This is a genomic window from Escherichia sp. MOD1-EC6819, from assembly GCF_002965765.1.
GTDB lineage: Bacteria > Pseudomonadota > Gammaproteobacteria > Enterobacterales > Enterobacteriaceae > Escherichia > Escherichia ruysiae.
In genome coordinates, this window is record NZ_PTRG01000003.1 from 47,805 (window position 1) to 64,596 (window position 16,792).

A 16,792-nucleotide genomic window follows, 5' to 3' on the forward strand; every position below is an offset into this window, starting at 1 on the left:
CGCCCACCGGGCGAGGCATTCAATTAACGGCTCTGCTTTCTCAACAAATAGATAAAGTACGGCGCGCCAATAAACGTCGATAGCAACCCCGCTGGGATCTGGAACGGAAACAGCACCATCCGCCCACACCAGTCAGCGAACACCAGCAGTAAACCACCCACCAGCGCCGAAATTACGATATGTGGCATCGTCCGTCGAAAGCCCATCATCCGCGCAATATGCGGTGCCATCAGACCAACAAAACTCAACGGTCCAATAGTCATCGTCGCGGTCGCTGTCAGGCAAGCCGCTAACAGCAGCAACGCAATTCGCGTCGGCGTCAGCGCCATTCCCACAGCTCGTGCGGTATCGCCACCCAGCGGCAAAATGGTCAGCCAGCGGCGGCACAGCGGGGTAATCGCCAGCAAAATCACCATCACAATTCCTGTGCGCCAGACCTGTGCATCGGTCGCGTTGTAGGTCGAACCGGAAATCCAGGTCAGCACTTGCGCCATTCGCGGGTCACCACTCGCCTGCAACATCATCAAAAGCATGGTGAACGCGGTGCTTAACGCCATCCCCGCAAGCAGCATCCGGTGTGGGGAAAATCCACCTCGACCGGCGGCGATCATAATGATTAACAAGGTCACCGCCGCGCCAAGACTTCCCGCAGGCAACAGCCAGCCAAAGGCATTGCCCGGCACCAGAAACAGCATCAACACTACGCCAAACGCCGCACCGGAGCTAATCCCCAGCACTTCCGGGCTTGCCATCGGGTTTCCGGTCAACCGCTGAATAATGCAGCCCGCCACCGCCAGCATGACGCCCGCAAACAGTGCTGCCATAATTCGTGGCCAGCGCCAGGGCATTAAATCATCAAGCAGCGCCCCGCTCGCCCACGTCCAGCCGTGCGCATCACGACCAAACGACAACGCCACAACCACAGCAATCAACAGCAGCACGCCGCCAGCGAGGGCAAACGCCAGCACATGTTGGCGTTCAGTCGCGACACGATCGTTCACCTTCATATCTGGCGCGCTAATGCTGCGTAAACGCGGCAGCAGCCACAACAGCAGCGGCGCACCGATGAGCGCAGTGACCGAACCGGTGGAAACCTCCATCCACACGCGAGTCAGCCAGAGGATGATTTGATCGGAAAGCCAGAGGATCAGCGCACCAATCAGCGACGCCAGCATCAACCGTGGCAGCAAACGCCGCGCCCCCAGCATTTTCGCCAGCAGTGGTGCGAACAACCCGATAAAGCCGATAATCCCTACCGCATTCACCAGCAGAGCACTGATGACAATCGCCAGCGACAGCGCCGCCAGACGCGCCAGCGACAAGGCCAGGCCCAGATTGCGCGCCACGCCATCATCAAGCCCCATCAGGGTTAATGGACGAAGTAGCAGCAACGTCAGCATCACGCCGCCCAGCAGCTGCGGCCATAAACGCTCAACGCCGCTCCAGTCGGTTTGTGTCAGCGTTCCGGTGCTCCACAGGAACATGCTTTGTAGCTGGTCGTGATGGAAGATAACCAGTAACTGATTGATTGCCCCGCAATAAAGGCTCACCACCAGACCCGCGAGGATCAGCGTTACCGGCGAAAGGCGCTTGCCCCACGCGACGCCAAAGACAATTAAGCCAACGACACAAGCCCCTGCCAACGCGGCAAACTGGCTCGCCATCGCGCCGGGGATCGCCCAGAGCGTGGTGACGGTAATTCCCAGTTGCGCGCCCGTTGCGACGCCCAGCGTGGTCGGTTCCGCCAGCGGGTTACGCAGCACTTGCTGAAACAGCACGCCTACCAGCCCCAGACCTGCGCCAACCAGCAGTGAAATCGCCAGACGCGGCAGCAAGCTGTAGTGAAAAATCATCTGCTCAATGACGTCAATATCCGGCGACCAGGCAGCCTGCGCCCACTGGCTACGCGGCAGCGCCTGCGAGAAGTTCATCCAGGTCAACGCCGCAGCGGCAATCACCAGCAGCGCCAGTAATAACGCCGGGAAAAGCGCAATTCGTTTACTCACGCTTGACCTCCGATGGCGTTATCCAGAATACGCACAAAATGCATTGCCGAGAGCGTCGCACCATAGAACCAGACGGCGGGTACGCGCTGAAAGCGTCCGGCACGGACAAACGGCATTGCCTGCCACAGCGGCGTCGCCATTAACGCGTCCATGTCTTTGCTGTTGTCGTGATCAAAACAGAGCACATCAACGTCTTTATAGACTGCCAGACGATCGATACTGACGGCGGTACTGCCCCAAAAGTTGGTTTCCCCTTGCCAGGCATTTGGGATGCCGTACTCATCAAGAATTTCCTGGAATAAGCTGTTTGGACCGAAGACCAACATATGGCGCGAATCGATAAGCGTCGTCAGCAGTAACGGACGCGATCCTCGCTTTACAAAGCGGGGTTTCATGCTGCGGATAAAGTCTTCATATTGCGCTAAATGCATTTCCGCTGCGCTTTGCAGGTTAAGTAAATCTGCCATTTCCGTCAGCGATTTACGCGCCATCGCCAATGGCTGTTTGCCGTCGCTGAAGTTAAATCCGCGTCCCGGCGCAATACGTGCCAGCATTTCTGGTGAAGGGCCATATCCCGCCGACCAGACCATAAACGATGGTTTCATTTCGGTCAGCAGTTCGAGGTTAGGTTCTGTACGCAAACCAACATCAATCACCGACTCCGGCAATGGCGGTTCGCTGACCCACAGTCGATAGTTGATGGTATCCGCCACGCCGTAAGGCACGATGCCGAGCGCCAGCAGTAATTCCACCGGCAACCACTCCAGCGCCACAATACGATTGGGATCAATAGCCGCCGCGTGGGCGGTATTCATCTGCCATAACAACGGAGAAAGCGCCATCGCCGTTAACAGTCGGCGGCGCGAAATAAGAGATAAGCCGCTCATCAATAAACAAAACTCACAGGTGCAGCACCCGCCGGATGCGGCAAAATACCCATCGGGATGCCATAAATCATTTCGAGGGTTTCGCCGCGCATAATTTCCGCAGGCGTTCCCTGAGCAATCATTTCACCGCCGCGCAGGGCGACCAGATAATCACAGTAACGCGCAGCCATATTGATATCGTGCAGCACGGCAATGACCGTCAGGCCACGCTCCTGACTTAAACGATGCACCAGCGCCAGCACATCAACCTGGTGGGCGATATCCAGCGCCGAGGTCGGTTCGTCCAGCAACAGACAACGGCTATCCTGCGCCACCAGCATGGCGATCCACGCCCGCTGACGCTCGCCGCCAGAGAGACTATCGACCAGCCGCTGCGCCAGCGGTTTTAAGCCAACCAGCGAGATAGCTTCCTCGACCTTTTCGCGATCTGCCGCGCCAAAGCGCCCCAGCGCGCCATGCCACGGGTAACGACCAATCGCCACCAGTTCACGCACCGTCATCCCTTCTGCCGGAGGAAGCTGCTGCGGCAAATAAGCCACTTTGCGGGCGAACGCTTTGCTGCTCCAGCTTTCCAGCGGCTGGGCATCAAGAAGAATCTCACCTTCCGATGGCGGCTGATGACGACCGAGCATTTTCAGTAACGTGGATTTACCGGAACCGTTGTGACCAATCAGACCGGTCACTTTCCCGGCAGGAAAGGTTAACGACAGCGGATGCAAAAGCGTGCGCCCAGGCACACGAAAGGAGATATTACGCAGTGCAAAAGTGGTATCGGAATGATTCGTGTATTCCTGCATAACAGCCAACTTGTGAAACGGGCACGGAAATCCGTGCCCCAAAAGAGAAATTAGAAACGGAAGGTTGCGGTTGCAACGACCTGACGTTCTGCGCCCCAGAAGCAGCCATAAGTGTTAAAGCAGCTGGCGACGTATTCACGATCGAACAGGTTGTTAACATGCAGCGCCACGTTGGAGCCAGCCATACCGACTCGCGCCAGATCATAACGCACTAACGCATCCACGACCGTATAACTTCCCACTTTAAAGGAGTTAGCCGGATCACCATAGCTGGAGCCTGTATAACGACCACCGGTGCCCAGTGTCAGACCTGAAAGTGGGCCGTCAAAGAAGGTGTAGTCAGCCCACAGAGAAGCCATGTGTTTTGGCACCTGCGCAGGCGTATTGCCTTTGTAGGTAGTATCGGTGGTGTATTCCGCATCGGTGTAGGTATAAGAACCCACCACGTTAACACTCGCCGACAATGCCGCTTTTGCTTCGATTTCTACGCCACGTGCGCGGATCTCGCCACCTTCAACCGAGAAGAAGGAACCCTCAGGGTCCGCCATCAGGTTATTGGTTTTGGTGAGATTATACAGTGCACCCGTCACCACAATTGGGCGATCTTCCGGTACATATTTCACGCCGACTTCATACTGCTTACCTTTAGACGGTGCGAAAATATTACCATCCTTTCCGACCTGGGAAGAAGGTTCAAACGATTCGCTATAACTGAAGTAAGGTGTTACGCCATTATCAAACAGGTAGTTAACACCACCACGCCAGGTAAACTGTTTGTCATCACGTTTATCGGTCGTCCCGGCAACGCGGTTAAGAGATTCTTGATCCGCCCAGTCATAACGACCGCCCAGGGTGACCAGCACTTTATCCCACTGCGCCTGATCCTGAACGTAAATACCCGTTTGCTTCTGCTTATTCAGAATGCGGTAAGGGCCGGAGTTTGCCGGATCTTTCGCATTGAAATCGAAATCGGTATTCACCGGATTGTACAGATCGAGCAGCGGTACGGAGTCGTCGTAACCAAACCAGGCGTTGATGTCGTTACGCATACGCATGAAATCAACACCCGTCAGCAGGGTGTGGTCAATATCGCCAGTGGCAAATTTGCTCTGCAGCTGGGTATCAACAGAGAAGTTTTGCAGCTTCTCATCATCAACGACATATTTACGCGCCAGATAATGGCCTTTGTCCGCTGGCGCTAATGCCGCACATTGTTGGCTGTAAGCATTCGCCGGATCGGAGCAGACACCGTAACCATAAACGCTGTTTTGCGAGGTTTTGTTTTCCGCAAAGCGCAGGTTCTGACGCACGGTAAAGGTATCGTTAAATTCGTGGTCGAAGCTGTAGCCCACCATCTTCTCATTACGAGAATAGGTGTTGTTCTTCGCCCCTTCGTTAAAGTCCGTCGGCAGACGCTTACCATTCGGCAGCGGCTCAACGGTTCCCTCTTTCGGCAACCAGCCGTAATAACCGGTTTCCGGCTCGTTCTGGAAGTAAGAAAGGAAGGTGAAATTGGTTTTATCGTCCGGACGCCAGGTGAACGCCGGTGCAATAGCATAACGCTGCTCTTCTGACCCTTTCTGCTGAGCATTGGCAGAACGCGCAAGACCGGTCAGGCGATAAGAGTAAACGCCGTCATCATCCAGTGCATCGCTAAAGTCAAAACCAGTCTGGAACAGGCTGTCAGTACCGGCTTTAAATTGAACTTCTTTCAGCGGTTCGGTAGTCGGACGCTTGCTGACCATGTTCAACAGGCCGCCAGGGCTGCTTTTACCGTAAAGCACGGAAACCGGGCCACGCATAATTTCAGCGCGTTCCAGCATATACGGGTCAATGACCGCATCGTTATAGAAGTTGCCCTGCAACTTCAGGCCATTCAGATAGTTATTCTGGCTTTGGCCTTCTGCCGCAAAACCGCGAATGATCAGGTGGTCATAGGTGTTGGATGCGCCACGCGTACCAACAGAGACACCTGGCGTGTAGCTGAGCGCCTCTTTTACTGACTTAGGCTGATGCAGCGCCATCTCTTCGGCGGTCACAACAGAAATAGACTGTGGCACTTTTTGAATCGGCGTATCTGTTTTGGTGCCGGTAGCGGACTGTCGCGCCGCAATAGTTGCAGCCGGCCCCCATGCGCTTTCTTGCGGCGCAGGTGCAGCGGTAACGGTGATAGTGTCTTCTTTCGGTTCAACCGCTGCCTGTGCATAAACAGACATGCCGCTAACCGCTGTGGCTACTACAACTGCGATTTTACGCAGCGAGTGTTTTGGCTGAGCAGTTTTGTAACGCGCCATTGGTATATCTCTGATGTAAAGTGAATGATAACGTAAACGAGAATGATTATTATAAAGATAAGATAATATTCGAAAGGCTGACGGGTTCGCAAGCGGTACGCAATATGCGCGCCCCTGAAGGGTCAATAAACAATCAGATGAAAAGAAAGGGTTAATTGTTTAGGCGGGATGTTACTGATATTGACTTATCTACGCCCTGTGTTCATTCATTCCACAAGGCGTAGTGATTTATTCCCCAGTCTATACAAGCCGCGTCAGGATAACGCTTTCAGAAGAAGCTGCGCGCGATGCTCATCGCTCACGGTCTCCCAGGCTTCCGCAAGCTGAACGTGCGCTTGTTTACTGATATCTATAGAAACCGCCAGTCCTTCATCAACTTCCGGCGCCTGAGTGTTGTTCTCACTCTGTTCAATGGCACGGAAAATTGCTTCATTCATGGTGGCAGTGTCGAGCGAACCCAGACGGCTTTTTAGTGCCTGAGCGGTGGAGGCAGAAACCCACATGCGGACGATCTCTTCATTCACCGGTTCACTCTGCACACGAAAATAGCAAAGATTCTCGTCTGACGGCAGCGGCACGTCAAAATATGGCTGGATCTTGATACCCGCACTGGTCGTCACGGAATAGCGTTTCTGCTTTGTATCCCGGTCATATATCCACAAACTTTTGCTGGCCTTACGTGCCCCTTTAGCTGGAGTAACATTCCATACCGCTGTGTACTGCTCCGGATTTGGCGGGATCATCCGCTCTTCAAAATAGAGGAATTCCGTCAGACTATCCTCCCATAGTAGCCAGCCTGTACGCATATCAGGGGTCTTATGAGGTGCGGCATCTCTTACCGTTTGCGTTCGACGTTCTATAAGCTCTGCGTATTGCTGGAAGACGTCATGCATCACGTCGTTAGCATCACGAGTGGTATCATCAATACGGATCGAACGCGTTGCAGCCGGGTGCATAAGCGTAGTGCCGCAGACTGACTTGATCGGTCTGTCACGCAGGCCTGCTATGCGCAAGAGTTTCATCTCCAGCCCCAATCCCTGATAATTGACATCAATATGTAAATTGCTCCAGCCACCATCAGGAATATTTTTTGCCAGGCAGTAAACGCGACTCCAGTCACCTTCCTCCAGCTTTCTGCCCATCATGGCGGCAACCTGAGTTGCCAACCACCGTTTAGCAAATACCTTTTCAGTATCAGTAAATGCTTGTAAGTATGCCATTACAACGGATCCTTATTACCTTCCAAAAGAGCAATTGCCTGAGACCTGAAGGTCGCGAAGTCCAACATTTTCCCATGCAGTAAAAGACTTTCAGCCAGATATTCGCTGTAGAGAGTGCGATAATCAATATCAGCCTCACGTTTAACGTGCAGATAAGGAAGCACGGGGATCGTACCATTTCGCTGGCTCAGGAATTCCTTAACTGAAATGGTTTTCGCCTCCGCCGTTGACACTTCCTGCTTGTTGCCATTTTCAACTTTACGACAATGCAGCATGAGATCAGCACCTGCGGTGTTATCGCTAACAAATTGCTTAAACGTACCATGCTGCTTGTCGAAAATATCGATCCTTTCAATGGTAAAACCAGCATCCAGCACTGCATTACGCAGACGATTCCAGATGTCCTCCGAAGAGTTCATAAATACCAACACCATCCAGTGTCCTGGTCTTAGCACACGATAACTTTCAGCCAGACTCTGCGTCATTAATTCCTGATATCTGTTGGCATCCTTTTTTTGTACGCGATTAACTATGGCTTCATCCGTGGCATCCGTATAGGACATTAACCAGGACTCCCACAACATATTCATTTCGCTATAGTTAATGTTGGCTCCAAACGGCGGATCGGTGAAAATCAGATCAACACTATTATCCGGCAGAAACGAAAGATCGGTCGCAGAACCCGTTTTAACCTGACAACGACCAACGTAGGCTTTAGCCGTGGTTTCAAGGTGATCAATAATTGATCTGGCCTTGCGTTCGAAGGTCAAAAAGATATTCGCTTCATTGAAAATATACGGGACATTAAAATTTGCCGTATTACCGCTGCCGCCCCAAAAACGGTACTCAGAAAGCCGGGTCACACGCTGATAGAGCGAAGTGAAAACAAAGCCGAGAAATGCGGCAATATTGGTATCTTCAACGCGATGAATCGCTTTCCACAACTGGCTCATCGCCGCCAGATTTCTGGCAGTATAAAAATGCTTTATGTTAGTCAGGCCATGACGCTTGGGCTGTGCCAGATTCACTCCATCTGGTAGATCGAAATCCGGGATGAACCCCTCAGCAAGATATTTGCCTGCGTCAATTGCGGCAATGAGCTTGAGATCGGCCTCCACAGGCGGCACCTCGGACTGAGCTTTACCGCAGCATTTATACCCCACGAGAACCGGCACTGGCGTCGTTCGGGCAAGGCGCGATTTTTTGACCTGATGATGGCAATGAGGGCACGGGAACTCGCGCAAAAATTTATGTTCGCGCACAGTGTTACCGTAGCTACGGCATTCGTCCCAAAGCACAAACTCCTTACTACACTCACTGCAAATGACTTTGTATGACCAGACAGTAAAGAGCAACTCCGCCTCTTTTCCACAGGTGCGGCATTGCGTTGTGTAAAGGGTTTTACGCAGATCCTCCAGACTCTCAGTAACTACTTTTACCGCCGCCGCGAGCGCAGCGGGATCGCATTGCGATGTAAATCGATTAGCGATAAAACTGGCTGCAGGTGACAGTTCATTGAGAATGACATCATGACCGGTCGTCAGTGCCGCGACCCCTGTCATACCGCTTCCCGCAAAGGGATCAAGCACCAGTCCGCCTTCGGGCAAATATTTTTGCAGCACCTGGGCAATCCCTTGAGGCGGAACTTTGGTGTGATATGTATGCGCGTCATAAGTATACGTATTCTTTCCTGCTGAAACGCCCTCCGCCACAGCCTCTTTCACGGTCTGCGCAGCTTCAGAATGTGATGAAAGAATTTCAGCCAACAGGTATTCACCATTGCCCCAAAGTTCTCCTTTTTTAAGTCGGGAGAGCAGAGGCAGCCCCGGCTCATCGCGCAGCACAATCGTGCCTTCATATTTGTCGGCTGTCGTTTTTTTACGTATCCCACGAGAGGCGAATGTTCGTGTCGTATTCAGATTCGCAAGATCGATCGCCAGACCCGCATTGAGCTTCGCAAGTAGCTCATGCAATTCTTTTATCGTATCGGCACTGGGTTCAATATCCCCGCGAATCCAGCGAGCAACTGAAATGTAAGAAGTGCCGAGATACTGCGCCACGCCTTTCGGATCCAGGCCACTTAATGCCATAATTTCCTGCAATAATGCCTGATAGTAATTCTCAGGATGTGATACTTGCTGACCAGAGCGCATCATCTTTTGCCCCCCTCATTAATACCAATAACAACGTTGAGAGATACCTCATTAGCGTGCACTGCTATAGTCATTCACTATTTACCTTTTTGATTCGCTTTCTCATTAAGTCCGGCAAAGGCTGTGTCGATACGCTTTCATCGACTATTCTGAGAGGATGTCTGTTGGCATCAAAGGAAGAATGTTTCACGCAAAAAATATTTAAATTCATTGCGTTGAATATTAAACAGGTCAATTTCTTCTGATATTTGCATCCCACTAAATTTAGCAGGTTCCCTGTATCAACAGAGAACCTGCCATTAGTATCAACGCATTACTGCCTGAGAACGTTAATTACTGCCAAACATGTCCTTGATCCAGCCTGCTACGCCGTCGCTGTCTTTCTGCTCCTGTTGCGCAGGCTGCTGCGGCTGAGAAGACTGATCAAACGGATTGCCCGACGGCTGCTGTTGAATCTCGCTTTGCTGGCACAACGAATCAGGATCGCTGGTCCATACTGGCAAGGTTCTCATACCACCGCTGCAAACAAAGTTACCGTCGTAGTCCACGCCCATATCCACAATATCTTCCGGCGGTACAAGATTCAGCGGCGTTGGCGTCTGGTTCGCCAGATAACGCTGGTAAATCGACATCGCCCCACTGGCGCCATACAGTTTAGTTGGCTGGTTGTTATCGCGGCCAACCCAGGTGATGGTCACCGTGCTGCCGTCAATGCCCGCAAACCAGGTATCAACGTTGTTGTTGGTAGTCCCTGTTTTCCCTGCCAGATGCAGATTTGGATATTTCGCCCCAAGCTGACGACCCGTACCGCGTTGTACAACCTGCTGCATGGTCCACAATGTCAGATACGCCGCCTGCGCCGGAACAGCGCGTTCCGCCTGCGGGAAACTCTGATAGAGCACTTTACCATCTTCAGCAATCACTGAACGCAGTGCAGAAAGCGGTGCGCGGTTACCTCCGCTGGCGATAGTCTGGAATGCCTGCGCCACTTCGATTGGCGTTAAGTTCAACGCCCCCAGTAACATAGCCGGAACCGGATTCAGCTGATCTTTCGGCACGCCCAGCTTAATCCAGGTGTCCGTAACCGCAGGCAGCCCCAGCGCCATCCCCAGATTTACCGTTGGCACGTTCATAGAACGGGTCAACGCATCCACCAGCATCACTCTGCCGCTTTCGCTATAGCGACGATCATCGTTCTGCGGTGACCAGACCTGACCGTTCGGCTGGCGCAGCGCGATGGGGGCGTCGGCAATCCACGTGTTCAGACGATAGATTTTCGGCTGGCTTAAGGCCGTCAGATAAGTCGCTGGTTTTGCCAGTGAACCAATCGAACGACGCGCCTGCATCGCACGGTTATAACCCGCAAACTGCGGTTCCGAACCACCGACCATGGCACGAACCTCACCGCTAAAGCGGTCAACAACCACGATCGCCGTTTCCAGATCGCTCAACTTACGCTGTTTCTTCAGTGCCGGAATACCTTCCACGGCGGCTTTTTCTGCGGCGTCCTGAGCCACCGAGTCAAAGGTAGTGAAGATCTTCACGCCGGAGAGATCTTTCACTTTATCGCCCAGTTTCGCCTGCAGCTCCTGACGTACCAGTTGCATAAAAGCAGGCTGTGGAGAGATTACCCCACCGCGCGGCTGAACGCCCAGCGGACGCGCGCTCAACATGTCGTAGAGTTCTTGATCAATAATCTGCTGTTGTTGCAGCAATCGCAGCACCAGATTACGTCGCTCCAGTGCCAGTTTTGGGTTACGCCACGGGTTGTAAATTGACGCGCCTTTCACCATACCGACTAACAGCGCCTGCTGGTCAAGGCTCAACTCTTCCACCGGACGACCAAAGTAGTACAGGCTCGCCAGCGGGAAACCACGGATTTCGTTGTCACCGCTCTGACCGAGATACACCTCGTTCATATACAGCTCAAGAATGCGGTCTTTGCTGTAACGCGCATCCATGATCAGCGCCATATAAGCTTCGTTCGCTTTACGCCAGTAAGAACGCTCACTGGAAAGGAACAAGTTTTTCACCAACTGTTGCGTCAGCGTACTCGCCCCCTGCACCGTGCGACCGGCGGTCAGGTTTGCCAGCACCGCACGCCCAATTGAGTAGAGGCTGATCCCATCATGCTCGTAGAAATGACGGTCTTCCGTCGCCAGCAAGGTATCCACCAGCAGATCCGGGAATCCACTGCGCGGCACAAACAGACGCTGCTCACCGTTTGGCGAGGAGATCATGGTGATCAGGCGCGGATCAAGACGGAAGAAGCCGAACTGACGGTTGTTCTCCATATTGACGATGGTCGCCAGATGATCGCCATCAAAGGTCAGGCGCGCACGCACCTGCCCTTCTTTACTATCCGGGAAATCAAACGGACGGCGGATCATCTCAATGCTGTTAGCCTGCACGGTAAATTCGCCAGGACGGGTCATCTTCGACACCTGACGATATTGGGTCGCCTCTAACAGTTTCACCATCTCGTTCTTGCTGATAGTCATGTCTGGCTCAAGGTTTACCATCCGACCATAAACTGCCGCTGGCAATTGCCAGACCTTGCCATCAATACGGCTGCGAATTTTTTGATCGAGATAAACCCCGTAAACGGCGATTAACACCGCAAATACGATGCCCAGTTTCAGTAGCAGCCAGAGCCAGCCGCGTTTACCACGAGGCTTACGCCCTTTGCCCTTACCTTTGCGCGGCATCGGTTCTTCATCCTCATAGTCATCATAATCATCGTCATCTTCGTAACGACGACGGCTTACCTTTTGTTTGACAGGACGCGTCGGTTTCCCTTTGCGTCCAATTGGCTCGCGGTCATTCCCGGCCATACTTTTTCTCCGCAATATTCAGGCGCAAAAGCCCGATTTTCTGTTCTTCCGTTGCAAGACAGAAGAAGATATCTCTCAAAATTGCTTTTCTCCCTCTCCCTGTGGGAGAGGGCCGGGGTGAGGGCATCAGCGCGCACATTACCCCTCACCCTATCCCTCTCCCCATAGGGGCGAGGGGACTGCCCATACCCGTTTTACGAATACTTTTTCGTCCGGCGCGTCGGCGCGGTGTTGGCGGGGTCGTCCGGCCAGACATGTTTGGGATAACGCCCTTTCATCTCTTTTTGCACTTCGCGATACGCCCCCTGCCAGAAGGCGCTTAAATCACGCGTGATTTGCAGCGGCCTTTGGGCGGGTGAAAGCAACTCCAGCACCAGCGGCACGCGCCCCTGGGCAATCGTCGGATTGGTGGCCTCGCCAAACATCTCCTGCATTCTCACCGCCAGCGCAGGAGGGTTATCTTCATGATAACGAATGGCGATCCGGCTTCCCGTCGGCACAGTGTAATGCGCAGGAAGTTCACTATCCAGCCGTTGCTGCATTCCCCAATCAAGTAATCCGCGCAGCGCCTGGTAAATATCGAGTGATTTCAGGCCACGCAGTGAATGTACACCGCTCATATGTGGCAACAACCACGCTTCCAGCGTCGCCAGCAAATTTGCCTCATCAACCGCTGGCCAGTCATATTCCGGTAGCCACTTCGCAGCACACAGCAAACGCAAACGTAGCTGTTCCGCTTCCGGTGTCCAGTTAAGTACACTGAGACCTTTATCGCGAATACCGTTGAGCATTGCATGATGTAATTCATCTTCCGACGGTTTCGCCAGCGGCTGTACTTTTACTGTGAGCTGACCAATCTGCAACCGACGCCAGGCTTTTAGTGTGCCTTGCACATCGTCCCATTCAACGGTATCAGACTGCCGTAATAGCTGCGGACAACGCTGTATTAACTCATCGATATCGACCGGTAGCGCCAGTAAAATTCGCGCATCCGGCGAGGCGCTGCCCTGCAATAATAACGGAGCGACCAGCCATTCATGGCGGCTTAAGGCATCATCGGTGTCCAGCATCGCTCCCATGCCGTTCGCCAGCTGATAGCGCCCTTCTTGCCCACGACGACGAGCAATGCGATCGGCAAACGCCTCAGCAAGTAACGGCGCGATAAGCGAACTGTCTGCCTCGCCGCCACGCACATTTAAGCGTTTTAATAGCTGTTGACTGCGTTGCTGCCAGGCCGGTTGATTGCGCGAAAACGCCACACCCAGATCGCTATTCCCCATCCGTGGCGGCTCTTCGAGAATGGCAGCAATTTTTGCGGCGGTTGCGGCTTCGTCGTCGCTCTTCGCGCTCACCAGCATTGCCGCTAAACGTGGATCGTTACCCAGTGTCGCCATTTTTTGCCCTTGCGCACTAAGCCGTTCGCCGTCCAGTGCCCCCAGCATCCCTAACAGGCGTTTCGCGGCCTGTAGATTCACCGCTGGCGGTTGATCAAGCCAACTCATCTGCGCCGGATCGCTGCATCCCCATTGCAGTAATTCCATCAGCAAGCCGGAGAGATCGCTTTGTAAGATCTCCGGTTCACTTTGCGCGGCAGCGCGTTCTGCTTGTTCTTTGGCGATTAAATGCAGACAGATACCCGGTTCCAGACGCCCGGCACGCCCGGCGCGTTGCGTCATTGATGCCTGACTAACGCGTTGAGTAATCAATCGCGTAAGCCCCGTGCGCGGATCAAAGCGCGCTACACGCTCCTGGGCACAATCCACCACCAGGCGAATACCTTCGATGGTTAAACTGGTTTCAGCGATATTGGTTGCCAGCACCACTTTACGCATTCCTTGCGGTGCCGGAAGGATCGCTTTTCGCTGATCGTTCAGCGACAACGCGCCATACAGCGGGCAGAGCAACACATCACTGCCGATGCGCGAAGCCAGTTGTTCCTGCACTCGCTGAATTTCTCCGACGCCAGGTAAAAATAACAGTAATGATCCACTTTCCTGACGCAGCAATTCGGCGGTAGCAACCGCGACAGCCTCGTCAAAGCGTTGATGTGTGGACAGCGGCAAATAGCGACGTTCTACTGGATACGAACGTCCTTTGGAAACAATAACCGGCGCTTGCGGCAGCATTTGTTGCAAACGATCGTTATCCAGCGTGGCCGACATAATGAGCAGTTTTAAGTCATCGCGCAGCCCTTGTTGCACGTCCAGCAATAGTGCCAGCGCCAAATCCGCCTGCAAGCTACGCTCGTGAAATTCATCGAGGATCACCATACCGACGCCGCTCAGCTCTGGGTCGCGTTGGATCATGCGCGTCAGCACGCCTTCCGTAACCACTTCCAGTCGGGTATTCGGCCCCACGCAGTTTTGCGCACGCATCCGGTAGCCAACCGTGTCACCAGGCTTTTCGTTAAGCAGCTCCGCCAGTCGTTGCGCAACGTTACGTGCCGCCAGACGCCGTGGCTCCAGCAGGATAATTTTTCCGTTAATGCCTGGATGCGCCAGCAGTTGCAGCGGCAACCAGGTCGATTTCCCGGCTCCGGTCGGCGCGCTTAATAAAACCTGCGGTGCGGTATCGAGAGCAGCAAGTAATTCAGGTAAGACGGCAGCAACGGGCAACGACGACACAAAACGCTCCTGAGGGTTAACATTCTTCGCGCCACATTGTAGCATCGCGATAATTCATAACCGAGTACCTCACATGTCTGAACCGCAACGGCTGTTCTTTGCCATCGACTTACCCGCAGAAATTCGCGAGCAGATTATCCACTGGCGCGCCGCACAATTTCCGCCTGAAGCCGGGCGTCCGGTTGCCGCCGAAAATTTGCATCTGACGCTGGCGTTTTTAGGCGAAGTGAGCGCAGAGAAAGAGAAGGCGCTTTCTCTTTTAGCCGGACGGATTCGTCAACCGGGATTCACTCTGACGCTTGATGACGCCGGTCAGTGGCTGCGTTCGCGCGTGGTGTGGTTAGGGATGCGTCAGCCACCGCGCGGCTTAATCCAGTTAGCAAATATGCTCCGTTCGCAGGCCGCCCGCAGTGGTTGTTTTCAAAGCAATCGACCGTTTCATCCGCATATCACCTTATTGCGCGACGCCAGCGAGGCGGTGACAATCCCGCCGCCAGGTTTTAACTGGTCATATACGGTGACGGAGTTCACTCTTTACGCCTCCTCGTTTGCCCGTGGGCGCACACGCTACACGCCGCTAAAACGCTGGACACTGACGCAATAACAAGGGTTGTCACAATGAAATTTTCACCCCCTCTACAACGCGCCACGCTGGTTCAGCGTTATAAACGTTTTTTAGCTGATGTAATCACACCCGATGGTCGCGAATTAACGCTACACTGCCCTAATACTGGTGCGATGACCGGTTGTGCAACGCCTGGCGATACCGTCTGGTATTCCACTTCCGACAACACAAAACGGAAATATCCGCACACCTGGGAATTGACCCAAAGCCAAAGCGGTGCATTTATTTGCGTCAATACACTTTGGGCAAACAGATTGACGAAAGAGGCTATCCTCAATGGGGATATTTCGGAACTGTCAGGCTATAGCTCGCTGAAAAGCGAAGTAAAATACGGCGCCGAGCGCAGTCGTATTGACTTCATGTTACAGGCGAGGTTTCGACCTGACTGCTATATTGAAGTGAAATCGGTTACGTTAGCGGAAAATGAACAGGGATACTTTCCCGATGCAGTCACTGAACGAGGTCAGAAACATCTTCGGGAGTTGATGAGCGTAGCAGCTGAAGGTCAGCGTGCAGTGATTTTTTTTGCCGTGCTGCATTCAGCCATTACACGGTTTTCACCCGCGCGCCACATCGATGAGAAATACGCGCAACTATTGTCAGAGGCTCAACAAAAGGGGGTGGAAATTCTGGCTTATAAAGCGGAACTTTCTGCTGAAGGCATGGCTCTTAAAAAATCACTGCCGGTTACATTGTAGTAAAGTAAGTAACTGGTTAATTTACATTCTGGTCGCGTGCGCAAATACGCTTTTCCTCACACAGTTGTCAAGTGTTACGTTTAGATAATTGCTATCCGGAAAAGCATCTGCTATTTATAGCGGCCTCATTTTTCCCCCGAACATGGGGATCGATAGTGCGTGTTAAGGAGAAGCAACATGCAAGAAGGGCAAAACCGTAAAACATCGTCCCTGAGTATTCTCGCCATCGCTGGGGTGGAACCATATCAGGAGAAGCCGGGCGAAGAGTATATGAATGAAGCCCAGCTGGCGCACTTCCGTCGTATTCTGGAAGCATGGCGTAATCAACTCAGGGATGAAGTCGATCGCACCGTTACACATATGCAGGATGAAGCAGCCAACTTCCCGGACCCGGTAGACCGTGCAGCCCAGGAAGAAGAGTTCAGCCTCGAACTGCGTAACCGCGATCGCGAGCGTAAGCTGATCAAAAAGATCGAGAAGACGCTGAAAAAAGTGGAAGACGAAGATTTCGGCTACTGCGAATCCTGCGGTGTTGAAATTGGTATTCGTCGTCTGGAAGCGCGCCCGACAGCCGATCTGTGCATCGACTGCAAAACGCTGGCTGAAATTCGCGAAAAACAGATGGCTGGCTAATTACAGCCGTTCCATCACGTT

At 53.1% G+C, this 16,792-nt stretch carries 11 protein-coding genes; 3 read left to right on the plus strand and 8 right to left on the minus strand.

Going from position 1 to position 16,792, the window contains the following annotated elements:
* Positions 1–23: 23 nt before the first annotated feature.
* From fhuB to hrpB, 8 genes are all read right to left on the minus strand, one after another.
* Entirely contained in the window at positions 24–2,006 is a 1,983-nt protein-coding gene (fhuB, locus tag A7Z06_RS04135; RefSeq protein WP_000044016.1) for a Fe(3+)-hydroxamate ABC transporter permease FhuB, read from the minus strand.
* On the minus strand, positions 2,003–2,893 hold the full coding sequence (fhuD, locus tag A7Z06_RS04140; RefSeq protein WP_000016200.1) for a Fe(3+)-hydroxamate ABC transporter substrate-binding protein FhuD: 891 nt from the start codon (positions 2,891–2,893) through the stop codon (positions 2,003–2,005). Before fhuD ends, fhuB begins: the two co-directional genes overlap by 4 nt.
* Positions 2,893–3,690, minus strand: coding sequence for a Fe3+-hydroxamate ABC transporter ATP-binding protein FhuC (fhuC, locus tag A7Z06_RS04145; protein WP_010346004.1), 798 nt, complete (start codon positions 3,688–3,690; stop codon positions 2,893–2,895). The genes fhuD and fhuC overlap by 1 nt, the downstream gene beginning before the upstream one ends.
* A gap of 50 nt (positions 3,691–3,740) precedes the next feature.
* Positions 3,741–5,984, minus strand: a complete 2,244-nt coding sequence (gene fhuA, locus A7Z06_RS04150) for a ferrichrome porin FhuA (RefSeq protein ID WP_000135208.1) — start codon at positions 5,982–5,984, stop codon at positions 3,741–3,743.
* A 254-nt stretch (positions 5,985–6,238) separates the two neighbouring features.
* Positions 6,239–7,204 carry a hypothetical protein gene (locus tag A7Z06_RS04155; protein ID WP_000323819.1) on the minus strand — a complete coding sequence of 322 codons (966 nt, stop codon included), beginning with the start codon at positions 7,202–7,204 and terminating at the stop codon, positions 6,239–6,241.
* Positions 7,204–9,360: a DNA methyltransferase gene (locus tag A7Z06_RS04160; protein WP_000986363.1), complete on the minus strand. Its 2,157-nt coding sequence runs from the start codon at positions 9,358–9,360 to the stop codon at positions 7,204–7,206. The genes A7Z06_RS04155 and A7Z06_RS04160 overlap by 1 nt, the downstream gene beginning before the upstream one ends.
* 326 nt (positions 9,361–9,686) lie before the next feature.
* Positions 9,687–12,191, minus strand: coding sequence for a bifunctional glycosyl transferase/transpeptidase (gene mrcB, locus A7Z06_RS04165; RefSeq protein ID WP_000918200.1), 2,505 nt, complete (start codon positions 12,189–12,191; stop codon positions 9,687–9,689).
* Positions 12,192–12,385: 194 nt separating this feature from the next.
* Complete coding sequence (hrpB, locus tag A7Z06_RS04170) at positions 12,386–14,815, minus strand: ATP-dependent helicase HrpB (RefSeq protein WP_105279350.1); 2,430 nt, start codon at positions 14,813–14,815, stop codon at positions 12,386–12,388.
* Positions 14,816–14,888: 73 nt separating this feature from the next.
* Here hrpB and thpR point away from each other — a divergent pair, with 73 nt between their 5' ends.
* The 3 genes from thpR (at position 14,889) to dksA (ending at position 16,771) form a co-directional block, all read left to right on the plus strand.
* Positions 14,889–15,419, plus strand: coding sequence for an RNA 2',3'-cyclic phosphodiesterase (thpR, locus tag A7Z06_RS04175; protein ID WP_001294672.1), 531 nt, complete (start codon positions 14,889–14,891; stop codon positions 15,417–15,419).
* A gap of 14 nt (positions 15,420–15,433) precedes the next feature.
* Positions 15,434–16,138, plus strand: coding sequence for a DNA/RNA nuclease SfsA (gene sfsA / locus A7Z06_RS04180; RefSeq protein ID WP_000672746.1), 705 nt, complete (start codon positions 15,434–15,436; stop codon positions 16,136–16,138).
* Between the two features lie 177 nt (positions 16,139–16,315).
* Positions 16,316–16,771: an RNA polymerase-binding protein DksA gene (dksA, locus tag A7Z06_RS04185; protein WP_001155227.1), complete on the plus strand. Its 456-nt coding sequence runs from the start codon at positions 16,316–16,318 to the stop codon at positions 16,769–16,771.
* Positions 16,772–16,792: the final 21 nt, after the last annotated feature.